23 protein-coding genes and 4 pseudogenes are annotated in these 20,294 nt (G+C 69.8%); 12 read left to right on the top strand and 15 right to left on the bottom strand.

The annotated features are described in order from the left end of the window. Together GNX96_RS67575 and GNX96_RS66825 are read right to left on the bottom strand one after the other, a co-directional pair. Positions 1 to 825, bottom strand: an 825-nt coding sequence (locus GNX96_RS67575; RefSeq protein ID WP_163573754.1) for an LCP family protein, incomplete at its 3' end; no start/stop codon positions are given. 68 nt (positions 826 to 893) lie between these two features. Beyond that, positions 894 to 1,904, bottom strand: a pseudogene (locus tag GNX96_RS66825) (NAD-dependent epimerase/dehydratase family protein); the annotation flags it as partial. A 222-nt stretch (positions 1,905 to 2,126) separates the two neighbouring features. Here GNX96_RS66825 and GNX96_RS46340 point away from each other — a divergent pair. From GNX96_RS46340 to GNX96_RS66820, 3 genes and pseudogenes are all read left to right on the top strand, one after another. Continuing rightward, the gene (locus GNX96_RS46340) at positions 2,127 to 3,383 is read left to right on the top strand and encodes a S8 family serine peptidase (protein WP_163573753.1); all 1,257 of its coding nucleotides are present in this window, start codon (positions 2,127 to 2,129) and stop codon (positions 3,381 to 3,383) included. A gap of 143 nt (positions 3,384 to 3,526) precedes the next feature. Further along, a complete protein-coding gene (locus GNX96_RS60535; RefSeq protein WP_279583325.1) occupies positions 3,527 to 3,859 on the top strand; it encodes a hypothetical protein in 333 nt (110 codons plus the stop codon). 99 nt (positions 3,860 to 3,958) lie between these two features. Further along, positions 3,959 to 4,444: pseudogene (locus GNX96_RS66820) on the top strand (S8 family peptidase); the annotation flags it as partial. Here GNX96_RS66820 and GNX96_RS66815 read toward each other — a convergent pair. Together GNX96_RS66815 and GNX96_RS66810 are read right to left on the bottom strand one after the other, a co-directional pair. Further along, the gene (locus GNX96_RS66815) at positions 4,444 to 4,716 is read right to left on the bottom strand and encodes a hypothetical protein (RefSeq protein WP_163573751.1); all 273 of its coding nucleotides are present in this window, start codon (positions 4,714 to 4,716) and stop codon (positions 4,444 to 4,446) included. The pseudogene GNX96_RS66820 and the gene GNX96_RS66815 overlap by 1 nt on opposite strands. Before the next feature lie 91 nt (positions 4,717 to 4,807). Next, positions 4,808 to 5,680 carry a zinc-binding dehydrogenase gene (locus tag GNX96_RS66810; RefSeq protein ID WP_390624342.1) on the bottom strand — a complete coding sequence of 291 codons (873 nt, stop codon included), beginning with the start codon at positions 5,678 to 5,680 and terminating at the stop codon, positions 4,808 to 4,810. A 219-nt stretch (positions 5,681 to 5,899) separates the two neighbouring features. On the opposite strand from GNX96_RS66810, the gene GNX96_RS67570 reads away from it, so the two are divergent. Further along, entirely contained in the window at positions 5,900 to 6,487 is a 588-nt protein-coding gene (locus tag GNX96_RS67570; protein ID WP_313885959.1) for a TetR/AcrR family transcriptional regulator, read from the top strand. A 316-nt stretch (positions 6,488 to 6,803) separates the two neighbouring features. Here the strand turns inward: GNX96_RS67570 and GNX96_RS60520 are convergent. The 8 genes and pseudogenes from GNX96_RS60520 to GNX96_RS46280 form a co-directional block, all read right to left on the bottom strand. Then, a pseudogene (locus GNX96_RS60520) lies at positions 6,804 to 7,511 on the bottom strand (FecCD family ABC transporter permease); the annotation flags it as partial. Positions 7,512 to 7,585: 74 nt separating this feature from the next. Further along, positions 7,586 to 8,722, bottom strand: a pseudogene (locus tag GNX96_RS60515) (iron chelate uptake ABC transporter family permease subunit); the annotation flags it as partial. A 116-nt stretch (positions 8,723 to 8,838) separates the two neighbouring features. Continuing rightward, positions 8,839 to 9,111 carry a TroA family protein gene (locus GNX96_RS46305; protein WP_163573747.1) on the bottom strand — a complete coding sequence of 91 codons (273 nt, stop codon included), beginning with the start codon at positions 9,109 to 9,111 and terminating at the stop codon, positions 8,839 to 8,841. Next, positions 9,029 to 9,799 (bottom strand): ABC transporter substrate-binding protein, encoded by a 771-nt coding sequence (locus GNX96_RS46300; protein ID WP_163573746.1) that lies wholly within the window; start codon positions 9,797 to 9,799, stop codon positions 9,029 to 9,031. Before GNX96_RS46300 ends, GNX96_RS46305 begins: the two co-directional genes overlap by 83 nt. A gap of 9 nt (positions 9,800 to 9,808) precedes the next feature. Further along, positions 9,809 to 10,609: an ABC transporter ATP-binding protein gene (locus tag GNX96_RS46295; protein WP_163573745.1), complete on the bottom strand. Its 801-nt coding sequence runs from the start codon at positions 10,607 to 10,609 to the stop codon at positions 9,809 to 9,811. A 374-nt stretch (positions 10,610 to 10,983) separates the two neighbouring features. Beyond that, positions 10,984 to 11,418 carry a hypothetical protein gene (locus GNX96_RS46290; RefSeq protein ID WP_163573744.1) on the bottom strand — a complete coding sequence of 145 codons (435 nt, stop codon included), beginning with the start codon at positions 11,416 to 11,418 and terminating at the stop codon, positions 10,984 to 10,986. 172 nt (positions 11,419 to 11,590) lie between these two features. Further along, the gene (locus GNX96_RS46285) at positions 11,591 to 12,031 is read right to left on the bottom strand and encodes a WXG100 family type VII secretion target (protein WP_279583324.1); all 441 of its coding nucleotides are present in this window, start codon (positions 12,029 to 12,031) and stop codon (positions 11,591 to 11,593) included. A 153-nt stretch (positions 12,032 to 12,184) separates the two neighbouring features. Beyond that, complete coding sequence (locus tag GNX96_RS46280; protein ID WP_163573743.1) at positions 12,185 to 12,526, bottom strand: hypothetical protein; 342 nt, start codon at positions 12,524 to 12,526, stop codon at positions 12,185 to 12,187. On the opposite strand from GNX96_RS46280, the gene GNX96_RS46275 reads away from it, so the two are divergent. The 4 genes from GNX96_RS46275 to GNX96_RS46260 are packed head-to-tail and all read left to right on the top strand — an operon-like array spanning position 12,525 to position 15,758. Continuing rightward, positions 12,525 to 12,725 (top strand): hypothetical protein, encoded by a 201-nt coding sequence (locus GNX96_RS46275; RefSeq protein ID WP_163573742.1) that lies wholly within the window; start codon positions 12,525 to 12,527, stop codon positions 12,723 to 12,725. The two genes, GNX96_RS46280 and GNX96_RS46275, sit on opposite strands and share 2 nt — an antisense overlap. Before the next feature lie 58 nt (positions 12,726 to 12,783). Beyond that, positions 12,784 to 13,122, top strand: coding sequence for a hypothetical protein (locus GNX96_RS46270; protein ID WP_163573741.1), 339 nt, complete (start codon positions 12,784 to 12,786; stop codon positions 13,120 to 13,122). Positions 13,123 to 13,149: 27 nt separating this feature from the next. Further along, on the top strand, positions 13,150 to 14,313 hold the full coding sequence (locus GNX96_RS46265; protein WP_163573740.1) for a TPR repeat region-containing protein: 1,164 nt from the start codon (positions 13,150 to 13,152) through the stop codon (positions 14,311 to 14,313). Next, a complete protein-coding gene (locus GNX96_RS46260; RefSeq protein ID WP_452124518.1) occupies positions 14,235 to 15,758 on the top strand; it encodes a TPR repeat region-containing protein in 1,524 nt (507 codons plus the stop codon). Before GNX96_RS46265 ends, GNX96_RS46260 begins: the two co-directional genes overlap by 79 nt. Here the strand turns inward: GNX96_RS46260 and GNX96_RS46255 are convergent. Next, entirely contained in the window at positions 15,648 to 16,544 is an 897-nt protein-coding gene (locus GNX96_RS46255; RefSeq protein ID WP_163573738.1) for a hypothetical protein, read from the bottom strand. The genes GNX96_RS46260 and GNX96_RS46255 overlap by 111 nt on opposite strands. Positions 16,545 to 16,648: 104 nt before the next feature. On the opposite strand from GNX96_RS46255, the gene GNX96_RS46250 reads away from it, so the two are divergent. Both GNX96_RS46250 and GNX96_RS60510 read left to right on the top strand, forming a co-directional pair. Further along, positions 16,649 to 17,227: a hypothetical protein gene (locus GNX96_RS46250; RefSeq protein ID WP_163573737.1), complete on the top strand. Its 579-nt coding sequence runs from the start codon at positions 16,649 to 16,651 to the stop codon at positions 17,225 to 17,227. Positions 17,228 to 17,593: 366 nt separating this feature from the next. Then, complete coding sequence (locus GNX96_RS60510; protein ID WP_279583323.1) at positions 17,594 to 18,325, top strand: hypothetical protein; 732 nt, start codon at positions 17,594 to 17,596, stop codon at positions 18,323 to 18,325. A gap of 111 nt (positions 18,326 to 18,436) precedes the next feature. Here the strand turns inward: GNX96_RS60510 and GNX96_RS46240 are convergent, their stop codons facing one another. Next, a complete protein-coding gene (locus GNX96_RS46240; protein WP_279583327.1) occupies positions 18,437 to 18,703 on the bottom strand; it encodes a hypothetical protein in 267 nt (88 codons plus the stop codon). A 5-nt stretch (positions 18,704 to 18,708) separates the two neighbouring features. Continuing rightward, a complete protein-coding gene (locus GNX96_RS46235; protein ID WP_163573734.1) occupies positions 18,709 to 19,662 on the bottom strand; it encodes an EsaB/YukD family protein in 954 nt (317 codons plus the stop codon). Between the two features lie 150 nt (positions 19,663 to 19,812). Here GNX96_RS46235 and GNX96_RS46230 point away from each other — a divergent pair, with 150 nt between their 5' ends. Next, complete coding sequence (locus GNX96_RS46230; protein WP_163573733.1) at positions 19,813 to 19,977, top strand: hypothetical protein; 165 nt, start codon at positions 19,813 to 19,815, stop codon at positions 19,975 to 19,977. Between the two features lie 50 nt (positions 19,978 to 20,027). Further along, a partial coding sequence (locus tag GNX96_RS46225; RefSeq protein WP_163573732.1) for a hypothetical protein occupies positions 20,028 to 20,294 on the top strand: 267 nt, incomplete at its 3' end.

Raw genomic sequence — 20,294 nt, 5'->3', positions numbered from 1 at the left:
TTGCCGGGGTCGGTCAGCGTGCCGGTCGAGGTGGCCTTCTTCAGCAGCGCCTTGAGGAAGATCTGGGCCCGCTTCTGCCGGTCGAAGTCCGAGTTCGGCAGCCCGTACCGCTGCCGGACGTAGTCCAGTGCGGCGGTGCCGTCCAGGTGGTTGACGCCCTTGGTGAAAGTCCGCTTGCTGCGTGGGTCGGTCACCGTCTTGTCCACTGTCACGTCCACGCCACCGAGCGCATCGGTCATCGTTTTGAAGCCGGCGAATCCAATGACCCACCAGGTGGTCGATGTGCACGTCGGTGAAGTTCTCGACGGTCTGGATCAGCAGTGGCGCGCCGCCGTACGAATAGGCCGCGTTGATTTTCGTCTTGTTGCCGCCGAGGCCGTTTTTGGCCTTGGGCACCGAAACGTAGGTGTCCCGCGGAATGGAGATCAAATACGCCTTGGTGTGGTCGGCCGGAATGTGCAGCAGGATGATCGCGTCGGTCCGCTGACCTTCCACGCCCTGGTAGCCCCGCGAGCCGTCGGCGTTGTCGTCGCCGACGACCAGGATGTTCTGGGCACCGTCCACGGTTTTGTGTGGCCGGTCGCCCAGCCCGGCGAACGGGTCGGTGCGGGTGATGTTGCCGTTCAGAGTTTGCACGCGGGCGTACGCATAACCGCCGAGCAGCAGAATCAGCACGACGGCGACCCCGCCGCCAATCAGCGAGATGCGCTTCCAGTTCCGTCGCGGCTTGACCGTACGACCGGTGTAGACCGTCCCGCCACCGCTGCCGTTGGTCTCTCGATCGGGTTGGAGTAGGCACCCGTCGACAGTACCGCGGCCCCGCACGGGATCCCTTACCCCGTTGCCCGTTCGGACGCAAGTCCATCCGCGGGATTGACCACCCCTAAGCCTTAAGGGGTACGCCGATCTGGGCGGCGAGGTCTTCGATGGTGCGGCGCAGGCCTTCCTTCGGCGACACCTGCGGCTGGTAGCCCAGCTCGGTGGTGATCCGGGTCAGGTCCGGCCGGCGTACCAGCGGGTCGTCCTCGGGCATCGGCAGGAAGGTGAACTCGGACTTGGAGCCGATGATGTCCTTGATCAGCTCGGCCAGCTCCACCATCGTCATCTCGTGCTCGGTGCCGCAGTTCATCGGGCCGGTCTGGTCCGAGTCCAGCAGCAGCAAGATACCGGCGACCAGGTCGGACACGTAACAGATGGACCGGGTCTGGGTGCCGTCGCCGTACAGCGTGATCGACTCGTCGGCGAGCGCCTGGGAGACGAAGTTCGGGGGATGGCGCGGCCGTCGTCGATGCGCATTCTCTCGGGCCGTACGTGTTGAAAATGCGGACGATCCTGACATCTACCCCATAAGTTCGGCGGTATGCCATGGTGATCGCCTCGCCGTACCGCTTCGCCTCGTCATAGACCGAGCGTGGGCCGATCGAGCTGACGTTGCCCCAGTACGTCTCCGGCTGCGGGTGCACCTGGGGGTCGCCGTACACCTCGGAGGTGGAGGCGAACAGGAACCGGGCACCGTGCTGACGAGCCAGGTCGAGGCAGTTCTGGGTGCCCTGCGAGTTCACCCGGAGGATCTCCACCGGGATCCGGCCGAAGTCGGCCGGCGACGCGGGCGACGCGAAGTGTGCGATCACGTCGAACTTTCCCTGCACCGGCAAGGCCTCGGACAGGTTGCCGAGCGACACGTCCGCGGAGACGAAACTGAACCGCGGCTCGTTGGCCAGGTGCGCGATGTTGTCCGTCGTACCGGTGACGTTGTTGTCCACCGCCACGACCTCGCAGCCACGGGCCAAAAACCCGTCGACCAGGTGGCTGCCGACGAATCCGCCGCCGCCGGTGACCAACACTCGGTGACCCGCTCCGTACCCCACGTCAGCTCTCAACTCACTCTCGATTGGCCTGGACATCGGGAGGGTACCGGGCGGCCGACTGTGAGCTGTGTCTGGTGTACTTCGGGCCAGTATTTCCCCCACCTCCTCGCACAGGTCCATCCAGGTACCCTGGAAACCGGTCTATTCGGCGCAACCAGGCCGCCGCGGAGTGAATTCTGGCGGCTGGCCCACCAACTGACGGAGTCGGCGATCATCGACGGGGCAGGGCGAAGGCGGGGCCGGGCGGCCGTCACAGTGGTGCTTGTCACCGTTGTCCTGCTGTTCGCGGCACCGCTGGCGCCGGCCGCCGCTTACCCGATCAGGGACCACCAGTGGTATCTCGCGCCGCTGCAGATCCCGCAGGCGCAACAGCAGGCGCGCGGGCAAGGGGTGATCGTCGCGGTCATCGACAGCGGCGTGGACGACACCATCCCGGAGCTGGCTGGACGGGTGCTCGCCGGCAGTGGTTTCGGCCCCGGCGCCGGCACGGACGGCCGTAAGGACCTCGGCAGCACCGGCCACGGCACCGCGATGGCTTCGCTGATCGCCGGCGCCGGCGCTGACGACCAGGTGCTCGGGGTCGCGCCCGCATCGACGATCCTGCCGATCTCAGTGCTGGCCGACCAGGGCGCGCCGGCCAGCGCGATCGCCGCCGCGATCCGCTACGCGACGGACCGCGGCGCCAAGGTCATCAACCTGTCGCTGGGCGCTCCCGGCGCGGCGTCGTCGGACATGCGGGACGCGATCGACTACGCGCTGGCCAGGGACGTTGTGGTGGTGGCCGCGGCCGGCAACGTGGCCAGCGGGGACGTACAGGTGGCGAACCTCGCCAGCGTGCCCGGCGTGGTCGCCGTCTCCGGCATCGACAAGGACGGCTCGCCGTGGAGCGGCTCGGCCAAGGGCCCGCAAACCGTGGTTTCGGCGCCCTCGACCAGCATCCTGGTCGCTACCCCGGCCCGCAACGACCCGCACTACGCGCTCGGCAGCGGCACCAGCCAGGCCACCGCCCTCACCTCCGGCACGATCGCACTCCTGCGCTCTCGGTATCCCGGCCTTAACGCGGCCAACATCATCGAGCGGCTGATCGCCACCGCCCAGGACCGCGGCGCTCCCGGCCGGGACACCTCGTACGGCTTCGGTGAGATCCAGCCGTACGCGGCCCTCACCGCTCGTGTCCCGGGCGTCTACAGCAACCCGCTGCTGACCGGCGGCTCCACCGCCGGCGCTGACCCGGAGGCCTCCCCGACCCTGCAGCCGGTGCCGATCCAGCCGGCCCCGCTGCAGCCCACCCTGCCCGGCCTCGCCCCCACCGGCCCGGACGACCCCGGCAAGCAACCGCAGGCCGGTTCGGCGCAGGACGACTCCGGCCACCTGCTCCTGCTGGCCGCCGCGGTCGGCGTCGCGATCGGGATCGGCATCACGCTCATCTCCACCTTCGCCACCATGGTCTTTCGCCGCACCGAACGCGCCCGAGCCCGCCGCGAGGCGTACCAATGGCCCCCACCGCCCATCTGAGCACCGCGTTCCGGCGCCGGCGAAGGGGTCTCCACCGCACCCGGGCTTGCGGGCGGAGCGCACCATCGAAGCAGCCTCCCGATGTCGTGCCAGGTTCCGGCCATGCCATGTCCGGGCGGCCGGCGAGGCGATGGAGTGGCAGGGTGCGAAACATCGACGGCAAGCCCCTCAGCCGGACCGCTGGGGTAGCGATCGCGACCCTGTTCGCGGTCCTGGTCATCCTGTTCGGCGCCGACCCGGCGGCGGCGCTGCCGATCCGGCAGGGCCAGTGGTATCTCGCGCCACTGCAAATCACCCAGGCGCAGCAACTGACCCGCGGCCAGGGCGTCACCGTCGCGGTGATCGACACCGGCGTGGACGCGGACGTGCCGGAGCTGTCCGGCAAAGGTCGTCAGCGGCACCGGCTTCGGCCCCGGGTCAAGGCACCGACGGCCGTACCGACGCCGAAGGCCACGGCACCGCGATGGCGACCCTGATCGCCGGATCCGGCGCAGACGGGCGAGTGCTCGGAGTCGCTCCAGAGGCGACCGTGCTACCGGTCCAGGTGCTCGGCGCGAAGGGGCGGCGGGCCGTCGTCGGCCATCGCGCAGGGCCTGCGATACGCCGCCGATCACGGCGCCAAGGTCGCGAACCTCTCGCTCGGCGGGCAGGGTGCGACCGGGTCGGACCTGCTGTCGGCCATCCAGTACGCGCAGTCGAAAGACGTCGTGGTGGTCGCCGCGGCCGGCAACATCGCCAACGGCGACAGGGTGGTGGCGAACATCGCGAGCGTGCCGGGTGTGGTGGCGGTCGCCGGCATCGGTCGAGACGGTAACGCGTGGGACGGCTCGGCGACCGGCCCGGAAACCGTGGTCGCGGCGCCGGCCATGAACATCATCATCCCGTCGCCGTCGGCGGACCCGAGCTATCAGCTCAGTGACGGCACCAGCCAGGCCACCGCGATCACCTCCGGGGTGGTGGCGCTGATCCGCGCGCAGTATCCGAACCTGAACGCGGCCAACGTGATCCAGCGGCTGATCTCGACGGTCCAGGACAAGGGCCCGGCCGGCCGCGACAACGCCTACGGCTTCGGCGAGATCCAGGCGTATTCGGCGCTCACCGGTAACGTCCAGCAGGTCACCGCGAACCCGTTGCTGGCCGGCGCACCCGCCGACGGGACGCCGTCGGACAACCCGACCCAGGGTGGCACCCCGCCCAACCTGCAGCCGATCCCGATGCAGCCGGCCCAGCCGGGTGCCGGCCAGCCGCAGGCCGGTGGTGCCCAGCCGGACGGCAACGGGCTGCTGATCGCCGCGATCGCGGTCGGCGGCGGGCTGATGGGCCTGGTGATCATCGCCGCCGCGAGCGTGCTGATCGTGATCGTCCGCCGCCGTACCGAACCGGCGCCGGCCTACTACCCCGTACGCCGGCTACCGCCCGCCGGGCTACTGACGGACCAGCACCAGCTTGCCTCCCGGAGTGCCCCAGAGCTCCGGGGCCTGCTCCCAGTCGGCGGTGCGGGTGACCACCAGATCGGCACGCAACCGGCCGGCGAGCACCTCGGCCAGCGCCGCCGGCATATCCGGCCGGACATTCGCACGGCCGGTCACCAGCGTGACACCCTTGGCGTACATTTCCAGCATTGGCAACGAAACATCGTTGCCGAAGTAGATCCCGGTGTCGGTCAGCACCCCGCCGGCCTGGGTGGACCGCAACGCCGAGCGCAGACCGGCTTCGTCCCCACTGCTGTTGACCACGATCGGATGCGATCGGGTACGGGCCCGCAGCGTCCGGCATTCAACCGTGGCGCCCAGTTGTTCGGCGACCGCGCAGTTCTCCTCGTTCGGGTCGACGTAGGTCACCTCGGCGCCCAAGGCGCGGGCCGTCGCGGTCGCATAGAGAGGCCGATCGAAGCGTGTCCGTACACCAGAACCCGCGGCTCCAAGGCGTCCTTCAGGTGCGGCGCCACCGTCCGCCAGGCGTCGCTCAGATTGTCCCCCAGTGCCGCGACGGCCACCACGTCGACGTCCGCTGGCAGTCCCAGGCACATGGCGTCTGCGTACGGGACGTGCAGGACATCCGCGAGCGCACCGTCGCACCCCGCCGCCGAGCTGCCCCATCCCGTACGACGAACCGGCCGTTACCTGCTGGCAACGGCCGGTCTCGCCGCGCCGACAGCGGACACAACTGCCGCAGCTGATCTGGAACGCGACCGACACCAGGTCCCCCGGCGCCACGTCCGCTACCGCCGGTCCGACCTCGACGACCTCGGCGACCACCTCATGACCGAGCGGGAACGGCCCGGTCACCGGCGTCACGCCGGCCACGATCGGTTCGTCCAGGTCGCAGCCGGCGACCGCGACGGGCCGTACCAACGCGGCCAGGTCCGACCCCAGTCGCGGCGCCGGCACCTCGTGCCACTCCAGATGGCGCGCGGTCCGACATACCTCAGCTCTCGCATGACACTCCCTAGAATGATCGTTCTAGCGCTAGAATGACCGTTCTAACGACAGTGCGTCAATGGCGAGGAGCCGACCCTGCCCGATCAGCCCGATGCCCGTAAACGGCTGCTGAGGACCGGCGGCCGGCTGTTCCGGCGGCAGGGCTACGCGAACACATCCATCAAGCAGATCCTCGACGAAAGCGGCGTGGTCGCCGGGTCGCTCTACCATCACTTTCCCGGCGGCAAGCAGGATCTGGCGGCGATCGTGCTGCGCGGAAGTGGAGCCGTGATCGCCGACCACCTGCGGACCGCGCTGACCGGCGCCGCCACCCCAGCACACGCGATCCAGGCCTGGATCAGCCTGCTGGAACAGTCGATGGCCGGCAGCGACGGCCTGGAGGGCTGCCCGGTCGCTCCAGTCGCCGCCGAAGCACCGATGGCCGGAACCGCGGTCCGAGAGAGAAGCGGCCGCTGCCGCCTTCGCCGGCTGGGCCGAGGTGATCGCCGAACACCTGTCCGCCGCCGGCCACCGCCGGCCGACCCAAGCGGCGACTGTCGTCCTGTCCTCGATCGAAGGCGCACTGTTGCTCGCTCGTACGAGTGGCGACCCAGCGGCTCTGCGAACCGTCCGCGAGTCGATACCCAAACTGCTCGCGGCACTCGACTCGTAGCCTCCCGGTGAAGGTTTCTTTGACGTGTCAAGGGCGCTTGACGGCACGAAATTGTCGTACGTGTCTGTTTTTCTTTCCCCCTCCCTTTGAACGGGCGGGGGGTGGGTTGAGAGGTGGACCTTAATTTTTTGTTTGAACATTGGTCCTCGAACCCGCCCCCCACCCGTCACTGGGTGGGGGTGATTTTTGGGGGTGGGTACGACAGTTTCGCGCCGCACCCCTCCATGGAGATGGGCTGAAAACGACGAGCGCGAAACTGTCGGTGCCGGCTGGCAGGCTCGACTCGGGAGCCACGTTTTCTGGGAAGAGTGTTCGGGGAAGTCAGCGTCAGGAGCGGCGGGACCGGGCCAGTAGGGCGACGAAGTACGGCGTGCCGATGAGGGCGACCACCAGGCCGGAGGGGATTTCGGCGGGGGCGAGCACAGTGCGGCCGAGGGTGTCGGCGGTGACCAGCAGGGTGGCGCCGAGGAGGGCGGCGACCGGGACCAGGCGGGCGTGCCGGTGGCCGGCCAGCAGGCGGGCGAGGTGTGGCGCGACCAGGCCGACGAAGGAAATCGCGCCGACGGTGGCGACGGCAGCGGAGGTGAGCAGGACGGCGGCGGCCAGCAGGAGGAGGCGGAGGTGGTCCAGGCGTACGCCCAGCGAGCGAGGCAGTTCGTCGCCCAGGGCCAGCAGGTCCATCCGGTGCGTGCCGCCGACCAGTAGAGGGACCATAAGGACCGCGACGGCGAGCAGTGGCCAGAAGTTGGCGAGGCTGACGCCGTAGGTGGTGCCGGACAGCCACACCAACGCCCGCGCGAGGGCGAGGCCCGAGCTCGACACCAGCCAGGCCACGCCAGCGCCGGCCGCGGCGGAGGCGGCGATGCCGACCAGCACCAGCCGGGCCGGTGCGACCCGACCGCCGACCGCCGAAATCGCATAGACGGCGGCGAAAATCGCGGAGCCGCCGACGAAAGCGGCGGCCGGCAGCAGCCAGGCGGGCGCGGCCGGGAGCAGGATGACGACGCTGACCGCGGCCAGTGACGCGCCGCCGGTGACGCCGACGACGACGACGGTTCGGCGATGGAGTTTCGTACAACAGCCTGCAAAAGTACGCCGCCGGAAGCCAGTGCGGCGCCGGCCACGGCGGCCACCAGCAGCCGCGGCAGCCGAAAGACGGACAGCACGATCTCGGCGAAACCAGCGTCTGCGCCGGTCAGGAAGCGCAGCACGTCCAGCGGCGCGACAGTGAGGTCGCCGAACACCAGGCCAGCGACCACCGCGACCAGCAGTACGACGACCAGCCCAGACAGCAGCAGTCCGTACGGTAGCCGGCGCCCATCAGGATGGGCGCCGTCGGCGGCGCTTCCGGCCTGCCCGACCGGCACCCGGCGGGCCATCACCAGGAAGATCGGCGCGGCCAAGATCGCGACCGTGACGCCGGCCGGGATCTCGCCGCTGGCCGGATCGAGCCACTGGCCGGCGAGGTCGGCGGCCAGCACCAGAACAGCTGCCCAGAGGGCGCTGGCCGGCAACAACAACCGGTGCCGGCGTACGCCGAGGCCGCGCAGCAGGTGCGGGACGACGATGCCGGCGAAGCTGATCGGGCCGGTGACGCTGACCGCGATCGCGGCCATCGCCACCGCCGCGAGGATCGCCACGGTCCGGACAGTGCGCACGGGGACGCCCAGTGAACGGGCCACGTCGTCACCGGTAGCGAGCAAGTCCAATGGCCGTGCCAAGAACATCGCCAGCACCAGGACGCCGACGACCGCCGCGAGCGCCATCGCCGGCCCTCCCTCCGGCTAGCTGCAGCTGCAGCAGAAACTTCCCTGCCCCCACAGGTAAAGTCCTGCGGTCGCCTGTTCGTTGAACAACAAAAGCACGGCGGCGATCGACGAAAGTGCCAGGCTGATCGCGAAACCGCCGAGCAGCAGCCGCGCCGCCGAGACCCGGCCGACCCCGATGACGGCCTGCACCAGCAGCACGGCGGCCAGCCCGCCAGCCAGCGCGACCAGCGGTCGCGAGAACCCGGGCAGTGTCACACCGAGCGCGGCGGTGGCCACCAGGGCGAGGTAACCGCCGCTGTTCACCGCGAGTGTTTCCGGACCGGCTAACGGATTCCGGGTGGTGGCCTGCAAAAGGGTGCCAGCGCCGGCCAGTGCGGCTCCGGCCACCAGGCCAGCGACCAGCCGGGGCAGCCGGCTGCCCAGCAGCACCCCCCGATCGGCGCCACCACCGAAAAAGGCCCCGAAAAGTTCTCCCATCGACACCCTGGCGACGCCGGTTTTGAGCGCCAGCAGGGAAACGACTACGAGTGCGACGACCAGCCCGATGCCGACGACAACGGCGTTGCGCCCGAGCCGCGCCGGTTCCGCGGACCTCAAGCCTGGTAGACGCGGAGGAATTCGGCGATGGCCTGCTGAGCGGACAGCGGACCGCCGAAGAACCAAGTGCCAGGATCCAGCGCGAACACCCGTTTCTGTACGACTGCGGGCAATTTTGCATAGACGGCGTTGCCTGGCAACGCGGTCGCGAACGGATTGTCGTTCTTGACCGCGACATAAAGCAGGTCAGCGGAGCCGGCCTGGGTCAGCCCCTCGACGCCGACGGTGGTGAAGCCGGAGCCGGCGTCCTTGCCCGGCCAGCTGTCCACCAACCCGAGCCGGCCGGCGATCTGGCCGGGGATCGAGTTGGGGGTGAACATCCGCAGCTGCGGGCTGCCTTTGGTGGTGAACGCCTGTACGACGACCACGCTCGCGCCGGCTTTTTTCTTGGCCGCCAACCGAGTTCTGCCGGCCGCGAAGGCGCTGTCGAGCTGCCCGACCGACCACGGCCTGTGCCTGGGACGTACGACCAACCGCGGTGCCCAGCTGCCGGAAGGAGTTCAGCGCGCCGGTCAGGTGATCTGGCTTGACGTACGCGTCGAAAACCAGCGTTGGCGCGATCTTTTTCAGTGCTGCCAACGAGTTCGGCGTGACCCGGTCCGCGTCGGTGACGATCAGGTCCGGCTTGAGCTGGTAGATCGCGTCCAGGCTGGGCTCCTGCCGCTTGCCGACGTCCTTTGTGGACGGTACGAACCGGGAGCCGGCGGTCACCCACGTGTTGTAGCCGGCGATATCCGCCACCCCGACCGGCTGTACGCCGAGCGCGAGCAGGTCCTCGCCGTAGGACCACTCCAGCGCGACGACTCTCTTGGCCGGCGCCTTCAGGCTTTGCGTCCCGTTCGCGTCGGTCACCCTGACCGCACCAGCCGCACTGTCCGATGTGGACGGTGCGGAGCCGCAACCGGTCAGGGCCAAGGCGAGTACGACGACAACGCCGAGCCGGCGGGTGGATTTCAACAGGACTCCTCAGTAGTGGTTCAAGCGGTACGGGCGGCAAACCGGCGTCCCGGTCTCCGGGTCGGTGTCCACGGCGACCTCCAACCGGTAGCCGGCCCGGATGTGCTCGGTGGTGATCACCTCGGCGGGCCGACCGGCGGCGATCAGCCGACCGTCCCCGACCAGCACCACCTGGTCAGCGACCGCGGCGGCGTGGTTGAGGTCGTGCAGCACGGCCACCACCGCCTTGCCAGCGTCCGCCGCGAGGTCGTGCAGCAGGTCCAGCACCTCGCTCTGGTGCCGCAGGTCCAGGAACGTGGTCGGCTCGTCCAACAGCAGCACGTCGGTCCGCTGCGCCAGTGCCATCGCGATCCAGGCCCGCTGCCGTTCGCCGCCGGACAACGCGTCGACGGTACGGTCCGCGAGATCGCTCAGGCGCGTACGCGCCAACGCCTCGTCGACGGCTTCCCGGTCGGTGCCACTGGCCCGGCCGAGCAGGCCCTGATGGGGCGTACGGCCGTAGCCGACCAGTTCTCGTACGGACACTCCCGGCGGCACCAGCGCGGACTGCGGCAGGAAGGCCAGCCGGCGGGCCAACGCACCGGCCGACAGCTCGGACAACTCCGTCCCGCCCACCCGGATGGAGCCGGCCGCGAGTTTGTGCAGGCGGGCGGCTGTGCGCAACAGCGTCGACTTGCCGGACCCGTTCGCACCCAGGATCGCGGTGACGCTGCCGGCCGGTACGGCCAGATCGATGTCCTGAAGGACCAGCCGCTCGGCATACCCGACGGCCACGCCTCGCAGCTCGAGCAGGGGGACGGTCGCGGGCATGAGTTGAGGCTAACCTAAGACTCTCGGCTGGAAACACACCAACGCCGGCGAGGGCCTCTGCCTCCTCGCCGACGTTGGTGGTGCACTGACAGCCGCGCGGACGCGGCCGCCCCCCACCCTTCAGTGCGCGCCCGTTCCGGCCGGCCGGAACCAGACGAACCTCAGCCCCCCCCCCCAGGGGCAGACAGTAATTCCGTTGCGACGCCCTGTAGCGGCCTCGTGTGACGGACACTAAGGACCGACGGTCACGCTGCGGAAGCGGACACCTCAAGTAATGCGATAAGCGGCCGTTTCCCTGCGACGAACGGTCCCCGATACGGCGTGTCACAAATAGTATGCAATTTGTGTCGCTCGGTAGTTTTTGTGGTGATTCGTCAGCCTCCGGGCTGACCTGGAATCGAGCCGGAACTCTTGGATGCCGGCGGTTTCGAAGCGGACGGCTTGGCCGACGGATGAGCCGGAGACGGTGACGGGGAGGGCGTGACCGAGGTCCGCGTCGTCGGCTTGGGCGAAGGCCCTGTCGACGGCTCTGTCGAGCTCATGCAGGCCGCTGGCACCGCGGTGGCGGACGGACTCGCCTGCTGCTGGGCCATCTTCGCGGTGTCGCACTGCTGGGCCCGGAAGGCACCGGTGACCGCGAACCCGGCGATCACCACGGCCACCACCGCGACGCCCAGCACGGCGAACGGCCAGACCGTACGGCGATCCCGCCAGGTCCGCCCGGAACCGTGCAGGAAGGCCGATCCGAGCTGGCGGCGCCGCAACGCGTCCGCCTCCAGCAGGTGACGCTCTGCGTTCGGGGTGGTCACGAACGCGGGCGGGACGGTCGGCTGGGGCTGTGGTGCTGGTGGTGGTGGCTGCTGCTGTCCGGCCGCGCCGCGCCTGCGGCTGCTGCTGATGGCCTCCTGGATACTGCGGCGGCTGGCCGAACGGTACGGTCACGCCGCCCATGCTCCCATCCGCCCGTACGAGCCAGCCGTGCTACCCGCCGAACAGGCCGTTGAGCTTGCCCATCAACGCGGAGTAGTTGCTGGCGGCGCCGTCGGTGGCCGACACGAGCTTGTTGAACGCGCTCTGCACCTGGGTGAAGTGCGCGTCGTACTCCTGGTGCTGCTTGGAATAACCCTCGGAGGAGCCACCGTCCCATTTGGACAGGGTGTCCTTGGCGGCCGAGTTGATCTCGTTCAGGATGCCGTTGAACCGGCCGATGTAGCTCTGCTGGTCGGACGCCAGGTTCTGCAGCCCGGAGACATTCCCGCCGACCTCGTACTGTGCGCCCATAACAAACTCCCTGGTGAGAAACACTTTGTTCTTGCCGTTGATGACTACTTTGCCGGCTCCCGGTCGGTCCAGCCGCACCTGCGCGCGGACCTGGCACGAACTGGGGAGAGCGATGTTGTCGCTGGCAGAAGGGGCGGCCACTGTCGTAGTGACCGCCCCATCTCTCTATTCCCCCGTGGGACAGTGGTGGATTTCCCCGGCGGCTATTCAGTTGGCATCGTTATTCAGTTGGCATCGTTATTCAGTTGGCATCGTTATTCAGCTGACATCGGTTGCTCAGCTGACATCGCGGGCTCAGCGGTTCGGGTTGGCGACCAGGGCAGACAGGCCGGAGCTGGCGCTGGACAGGTCGTCACCGGACTGCTGATCGGTGGAATTGACCCCGGTCTGCGCATCACTCAGGTGAATACCGTGCGTGTTGATCCACTGCATCAACTCACCAAAACGACCCACCAACTCGTTCTTCGCGTTCTGGAACGCCACCAACCCATTGCCCTGAATCACGTCCTTGTCCTTGGACATGTCATCAATCAACGCGTTCAACTGCTGCTGAATGCTCTGCGCCTGCGAACCCAGATGCTGCCCGCCCTGACCCAACGCATTCGCCTGAGTCAAACCAATGAAGTTGTCAGCCATGGCAGTGAGCCCTTCCGCGATGCTCCGCCGCGACTTGCTGGTGCGGCCGGAGTCCCAGCTCCCTGCTGGGCGACAAGGAGGACTCTGCCGCTCGTACGCACCGGCCGCGGCCCTCCGGCGCGGAGGTGGCACGAACTGGGGAGCGGTCGCCGCCGTGGTGGCACGATTCCGGGAGTTGCCAGCTCGGACCTGCATTTAGGCTGGTGATCATCCGGTGCGAGGACCGCCGGATCGTGGATGTGAGGGAGGAAGATCCGATGGACGTCGCCGGCAACCCGAACGAGGCGCACTCCGCCGGTCAGAACACGCAGGCAGCCGCGGACGCCGCGAACGCTGTCCGCGGCCAGTTCACCGGGGCCGCCCAAGCGTGCGCCGACGCTGCCAAGGAAGCCAGCCTTCCCGGTGCGTACGGCGGATACCAGGCCCATTTCATCGACCGGATCAACGCCGTACTCACTCTCGCGCAGACCTCCGGCATCAACATCCAGACCGGCGCCGCCGCGCTGGTCGCCACCGACAGCGACAACTCGACCGGCTTTGGGCAGGCCCAGAGCACTTTGCCGTCGATCAACCGCGGCTCTGTTCGCGCCATCTGATCTTGCGATAAACGAGGACTGAATCCCATGGCTGCCACCCCAGATATCCCAGACACCCCGGCCGACCCCGGCACCATCGACGCCGCCGCGAACCAGCTGCGCGGAGTCGCCGCGGTGATCAGCGGGCACGGCTCCGACGTGAACAGCGCGGTGAACACCGCCGCGCTGCAGTTCTCCGAGGTCATCGCCGGCCCGATCAAGGACCTGGCGGGCAAGAACCTGGCCGCTTTCGAGGCCGCGTACGGATCTGCCACCTACGGCGCGGACATCGCGCATAACTGGTCGCTGGACGTGCAGGACTTCAAGACCAAGCGGAACGCGCTGCTCGCCGAGTGGCAGCAGGCGCTGTCCACCGGCTTCGGGGTGGCGCGGCCGCTCACCGGCCGGCAGGCCGAGGCCAACGACATCACGCCGGAGGAGCAGAAGGCGTCACTGGCGACCTACCACTCGGCGGTCGACAGCGCCCAGAACGACAAGGCCGGCGACATCACTGGTCGCGCGCACGCCCTGCTCGAGTTTCTCCGGACGCAGGCCAACGACCTGGCCGGCCGGGTGCAGCACGACCCGAACGACGCGGACCTACAGGCGCTCGCCAAGGCGGGCGCGCTGTCGTGGGGTTCGTACGTGGCGTTTCCCGGCCATCACGTCACCCCGCCGGTGACCGCGGCCGACGCCCAGCACGCGGCGCAGGTCCTCAACGACGCGGCGAACGGCAAGAACGTGTCGCAGGAGGACGTACGCCGAGCGTTGGAGCTGCTGGACCAGGTGAACAGCGGTGCCGCCGCCGCGATCGCGGCCGGCGTCGGAGTTTCGGCCGGCGTACTGGCATATCTGACCACTCTCTACAACGGACTCGGCGGCAATGTCTTCAAACTGCCGGACTACCTGAGCAAGAGCGGCTTCAACGACGCCGACAAGGGCCGCTACACCACCGACCTCGGCAGCGGCCTGTTGTTGCTGTCCAACGAAAACCTCAAGACCGACGACCCGAACCAGCACGGCGGGTTCGACCGACTGCCGCCAGAGGTGCGGAGCCTGCTGACGGACAACGCGTACCAAGCCCCCGGCCCGTACAACGGTGTCCAGCCGGTCGCCATCAACCGGCCGCAGGACTGGAACGGCCTGCTGAACCTGCTCGGCAACACCCCGCCGAACATCTCTCCGGTGGCGAGAAGTTCTCCGCTCAGCTGACCTACCGGCTGGGCGAGATCGCGGACGCGTCGCAGTCGTTCCACGACCGGCTTTACGGCCAGGGCTTCAAAGACAGCGACCTGAAGGACCACGGCCTGACCGGAAACGTCCTCTTCGACCACGGTGCCGCCGACCACCTGATCACCGGGCTGCTCAACGTCGCCACCCGCAACCACGCCGGCATCACCGACGTGCTCAACGGCGTTGGCTTCGATCCGAGCCACGTGCCCGGCGGTCGCTCGTCCAACGGGCTCGGCGACGGCCACGACCACTACACCAACCCGGTGGCGGCGCTGCTCAGCTACGAGTACGCCGATGACGGCCGTACGGCCGCGCACCTGATCGACTGGATCGGGCCAGCCCACAACTCGTCCAACCCGGCCGACCAGGCGCTCGCCAACAGCGCCGCCAACCGCCTCTTCGCACTGGTCGGCCAGGCGAACGGCAAGGACGGCGGCTACAACCTGCTGACCAACATCCCGGGCTCGACCGGCGACAACCACACCCTCGGCGCCCGCAACCCGGCCATCACGGCGGCGCTCGGCGAGACCGCGGTGGGCTTCATCGACCGGTTCGCCGCCGACCCCGATGGCGGGCCGACGGACGTACGCGGCGGTGACGTGCAGATCAGCGAGGGCGACCGGATCCGGATCTTCAGCCTGATCGCCACCGACCCCAAGGCCGCCGAGGCACTATCCACGTCGGTGCAGCTGTACGAGCAGAAGCTCGGCGGTATGGAGGTCAGCACGAACGACCAGCACGCTGTGCAACTGGGCAACTCGGTCGCAAGGATCGACTCGTACCTGGAGGTCGGCGTCAACAACGGGCTGATCGAGACCGGCCTCGGCGACCAGGAGGCGCAGCAGAAGGCGGCCGCTATCCACGCGGCCTCGGAGAAGGTGGTCGCCGGCCTGATCAAGGACGTGGTGTTGGCGCCGATCCCGGGCGGCAGCGGGGTCGCCAAACTGCTCATCGCCGGCGGCAAGAGCCTCTTCAACTCGGCCTACGCGGACGCGACCACGCCGTCGGATCCGAGCAAGATCCCGATCAACATCTCCACCCAGAACGGCTACGGCCTCGACCGGCTGCAATACAACACCTACTACGGCGAGGTCAACGAGCTGGCCAGCGAGGGCAAGATCACCGCGCACACACAACCCGGAGCTGTTCACCGACGGGCACCTGAAGTCCTCGACCGAACTGCTGCCCAACCCGAGCCAGTCCAGTGCCGCACAGGACACTCTGCGCACGGCCATCAAGGGCGCCGGGGTGGACACCAGCGCCTTCCAGAACCAGGCTTCGGACAAGGACAACAACCAGGTCGCGCACAACTACTACAACAGCGTCGACGAGTACAAGACCCGGATCCGCAACGGCAGCCTGAAGTAGCTGAAAAGCGTCTGGACGCCTCGGTTTCCAGACGCTTTTCTATGCGTTGGCGGTGATCGCGACGGCCAGGTCGAGATAGCCGCGGCGGGTGTCCGGGGTGTGAGGCCGCCGGGGTCCAGCCGACCGCCGGTGGCCAGCGCCGGGTCGTACGGGACCAGGACCGCGATGCCGCCGACCGCGGCCGCCAACTGGTCCGCGGACGACTGCACGGAGGCCCGCGAGCCACCGGGCGGGAGCAGCACGGTCAACACCACGGCGGGCTGCATCGGCGTACCCACCCGCGGCCGCAGCCGGCCCAGCGCACCCTGGGCCGCGCCTAGGCCCTGGGGGGTGCCGAGGGTGACCACCACGACCCGGTCGGCCCGGGCGATGCTGGTCATGCCGGCGTCCTCGACGTTGGTGGCCGCGTCCACCACGGTGAAGGCGTACTTGTTCCGCGAGTTGTCCAGCATCTCCGCGGTAGCCGTACGGGACAGCGGGTTGTTGTACGGCGCGGCGTCGATAACGTGTACGCCGGACGGGATCATCAGCGGGTCGACCATACCGCCGCCCACCTGGCGTACGTCCGCGGTCGACGGCGCCCGCTGCCCGGACAGCCGCTCGCCGATCGACGCGCCACCGGCCACCACAGCCATCAGCAGCACGTTCTCCCGACGCAACGCACCGAGGGTCAGCGCGAGTCCGGCGGCCGTGGTGGAGGTCCCGACCCGATTGCCGGCACCGATCAACGCCACCATCTGTGGGCCCGGCTGGCGGCCTCGTACCGTCGCGAGCACCCGCCGCTCACGCTCGGCGACGGCGGCCGAGCCGGGATTGACGATGCCGAAGACGACGGACGACACGAGCCCTCGCCAGCCAGTCACACACCGCCGCCCGTACTGAGCCCGCCCTTGACCGCCGGCGGCCCGACCGGGCGCGGCGCGCGCGCCGCAGTGCGCCTGGCGGGGTGTTTGGCCCTGCGCCTCGCGGCGGGGTAGCGATCGGACCGGCCAGCACCGAGGACGACTGCGGCTGCCAGGGCGCCGGGATGGCGTCGTACGGGTTCGCCGGATTAACGGGCAGCTGTCCAGCGGAAACGGGTGCGGGCAAGGCGGCCCGCGGTGGTTGCGCCGGCCGGGCACTAACCGGCCGCGGCGGGCCTACCTGTGGCGGCGGACCGGGCTGCGCTGGCCTGGGTTGTGCTGGCCTGGGTTGTGCTGGACCGGGTTGTGCTGGACCGGGTGAGGCTGCCGCCGGCGGAGTGCTCGTCGGTCTAGCCGGCGGCGCGGACGCCGGACGTGCGGGCGTGGCCGGCGGGCGCGTTGGCTGGGGTGCGGGCGGAGCCGGCCGTGCTGCCGAGGCGGGCGGCGCGGTTGGCCGTACGGGCGCGAACGGCTCGACGGATCCCGCTGCGGAGCCGGTCGGGATGGGCGGCGGGCCAGGGTGCGGAATGGGCTGGGTCGGGCGCGATGGTGGCCCACTCGCGGACGGTCGGCTGGCTGGTGGCGTTGAGGTAGGCGCGGCCGGAGACTGGGCCGCCGGTTGAGACTGGGCCATCGGTTGAGACTGGGCCACCGGCCGAGGAGGCGCCGGCGGAGTGGATGCCGGCCGTACTGCTGCTGCCGGTGGCGTCGATGCGGGCTCAGGAGGCTGTACCACTGGCGGCTGGGCTTGCCGCGATGGCTGTTGGGCAGCCGGGCGTGGTGGGTCGGAGCGCGGCGGTGCTGGCGGCCGTGCTGGCGGTGGCGGGACGGGCGGCGCTGGTGGGTACCCGGGCGGTGGCGGGCTCGGACGGCGAGCGGACTGGTTGGGCCGCGGTGCGGCGGCCGGTGGGCGTGGGTTGCTGCCGGAGGGGCCGACATAGCGCGGCGGGCCGAGGGCGGGCGGTGGGCCAGGCTGCGGAGGCGGCGGGGTGCGGGGTCGGCGTACCGGTGGACGCTCGCCCTCTCGCCCAGCAGCGGCCGGCCGGTCACCTGGCGTGGACCGTGGTGGCCCCGATGCGGGCCGAGCCGGTGGCTGGCCGGCCGGCGGCGTCGATACCGGACCCGCCGATGGCGCTGATCGGTACGGCGTCGGCGGCACCGGGGGGCGAGCAGGGGTCGGTGGCGGCCCGGTGGCTGGCGGCGGTGGCCCGCCGGGGCGGCCGGACGGGAACGCGCCGGGCGGGGGCTCCGGCAAGTACGACGGCCACTTGCCCGGCGGGTTCTCACTCGGCCGAGCTGGCGGGGTGGCTGGAGGTCGTACGCCCGGCTGTTGGCTACCAGGTGACTGGACAACAGGTGACTGGGCAGCAGGAGGCGGGGCAGCGGGAGGCGGGGCAGCGGGTGGAGGTGGCACCGACGCGCGGCCGGCCGACCGGCCGTACCCGCCGGCCTGGCGGCTGGTGCCGGAGTCATCGGCCGGTGCGGCGAGCGGTGCCTGGGCGCGGCCCTGCGGCCGGGTGCCGGCGGGGGCACCGGACCTGGGCGCGCTCTGGTCGGCCCCCTCAGCCGGCACCTCAGCCGGCCGTTTGGGAGGCACAGCAGCGCGGCCCTGCGCTTTCGCGGGGTCGGCGGGGTCGGCCGGCGTACGGTCCGGGCCGGTCACCGGGCTGGCCTCTCGCGGCACCGCAGCACAGACATTGCCGTCATTTGACCAACATTGACATGGCCAGCGCGTACGCGCCGACCGCACCGGCGCGCAGACCGGGACGAGGGCGACCACGATCAGCCGCTCCGCCCAGTCCAGGATCCGCTTGATTCGGGCTCTTGCGATGTCACTCGGGTGCACGGCGCTGACCAGTACGAACGCGACCGCCACCACACACAACCGCCACCAGTGGCACCCAGAGCCGCAGCGACGGTTCGTACGACACCAGGCCATAGCCCTGCGCGACCAGGCCGATCACACCGGCGGCGCGCAGCGGCAGGATGTGCCAGATCTGCGAGAACGCCCGCGATCTCAGGAGCAGCGCGATGGCAAGCAACGCGCCGAGGCCGCGGTCCCAATAGCTGTCGATGAACGCGAGCCGAACGCAGGCGATGGCGGTCAGTCAGCAGGCCGATGCCCATCAGCGCGCCGACCAGCGAGGCGCCGCTGCGGGACAGCCGGTCGGTCAGCGTGTTCGAGGCCATCTGACCGCCCGAGCGCACCAGGTAGTCGGCCGAGGCGAGGCCGCCGACCGACAGGGACAACCGAGGCATCGCGCCGACGACCACGACCAGCAGCACCGGAGCGATCCGGATCACGTCGTCGATCGGCCCACCCAGCAGGGCGGTGACCGCGGCGCACACACCCGACCGCGCCGGCCACCGCGAAGCCGGCGAGATGGCCAGCCGCGAGCGGGGTGCCGGCTCGTACGAGCGAGGCCAGGACCAGCGCGGCCACCAGCGCGACCGCGCCGGCGAGCGGCATCGACCCGCCGGCCGCAAGGACGCCGAGCCAGCCGGCGAGACCGGCCCACAGGCAGCCCACCACGATCGCCAGCCGACCGGAGCTGGGCTCGCCCTGAGTGCCGGCCCACCAGCCGGCGCCGCAGAGCGCGATCGCCACCACCGCGGCGAGGCCGAGCGCGGCGAACGAGCCGCTGGCACGTACGGCTGGATCGAAAAGCAACGCGAACATCCCCAGCGAGGCGGCGATCAGCGCGAACCGGAGGCTGATCTGGCCACGCCACAGCCGTCCGGAGCCGTCCACCACGTCCTCGACGGAGTCCCTGACATCCTCGACATACGCGGGACGGCCGGCGCTCGCGCCGCCGCGCAGCTCCAGCACCTCGCCGTCGATCACCCCGGACTCGAACAGCGATGCCTCGGGCTGCAGCAGGGTGCCGTTGAAGCGGACCAGCGCCCACGAAACGGGGTGCTGGCTGCCTGGCTGCGGCGGACTGCACAGCCTGAGCAGCTGGGGTAAGAGGTCCGTCACTGGTAGGGCCGCGGGCAGCGCGACATCGACGCGGCGCGAGTCGCTGACCACGGTGACTCGGCTGTAGCCCGCTGGCACTGCGCCCCCTCGTTTCGACCCAGTGGCAGTGCCGCTTTTCAGCGGCACTCCGGCAACCGCGCCGGCTGGCTCGCGCATCAATTCCGGTCGACGGCTCACCTGCTACCTCAGTGCGCGCCGCCCTCGCCGGGAGAGCATATCGTCGGCGGCATGACGACCACCCTGGTGCAGCGGCCGGCCCGCATCGCGGTGCCCGATCCCGGCTCCGATCCCATCCTGGTGGCGGCCCCACCGCAGCAGAGCGGAGGCCAGCAGGGTGGCGCGAACTTCGCCGTCGTCCTCACCCCCCGATCATCTCCGGGTCCGGTTCGCTAATCGTCACCCTGACGAGCCAGGGCCGGCCGGTCCAGGCGATCGCCGGACTGTTGTTCCTGGTCGGCTCGGTCGGGCTGGGCGTGGTGTTGTTCGTCGGTACGCGCAACAGCGCCCGCCGGCAGGTTCGGGAGAACCGCGAGCGCTACCTGGACTACCTGGAGAACCTGCGCAGGCTGTTGCGCAAGGTGGTCGAGCCCCGACCAGCAGAAGCAGCCAGCGTCCGTCATCCGACCCGTCACACACTCATTGGACGAGTGCCGGCTGCACGCCAACAGTCAATGGAAGCGCCGAGAGCCAGCCATCCGGACGCGCTCGAC

Origin of the sequence: Fodinicola feengrottensis (genome assembly GCF_010993775.1) — a bacterium.
Lineage (GTDB): Bacteria > Actinomycetota > Actinomycetes > Mycobacteriales > HKI-0501 > Fodinicola > Fodinicola feengrottensis.
This window is presented reverse-complemented; position numbering and strand designations above follow the sequence as displayed.